The following is a 406-nucleotide window of genomic DNA, read 5'->3' on the forward strand; positions in this document are numbered from 1 at the left end:
GCGTTCCAGGGGACGGCGCCGGCGATGACCGCGCTCGTCGAGGGGCGCGTCGATTACATGTGCGATCAGGCTGCCAGTGTCGTACCGCAAATCGCGGCGGGAACGGTCAAGGCTTACGCGGTTGGAACCGCGAGCCGAAATCTGGTGTTTCCCGATGTGCCAACATCGATTGAAGCCGGTGCGGCTGCATTCCAGGCGTCGGCATGGAACGCGCTGTTCGTCCCGAAGGGGACGCCGAAGCCCGTGATAGCAAGCTTGAATTCGGCTCTCGGCAAGGCACTCGACGACGATACGGTCCGAAGCCAATTGCTGCGCCTCGGCAGCGAAATTCCAGCGCCTCCCGAACGCACGCCGCAGTCCCTTGCAGAACTCGTCAAGAGCGAAATCGCCAAATGGACGGCGGCCA

The 406-nt window shown here is 63.1% G+C and carries 1 protein-coding gene; it reads left to right on the forward strand.

Annotated elements, in window-relative coordinates; translation table 11 throughout:
• Positions 1–24 precede the first annotated feature (24 nt).
• Positions 25–406 (forward strand): tripartite tricarboxylate transporter substrate-binding protein (locus tag ACNFOC_RS55635; protein WP_416966479.1); only part of this gene is annotated, 382 nt, incomplete at its 3' end.

The organism is Streptomyces colwelliae, assembly GCF_048158785.1.
In the GTDB taxonomy this organism is placed as follows: domain Bacteria; phylum Actinomycetota; class Actinomycetes; order Streptomycetales; family Streptomycetaceae; genus Streptomyces.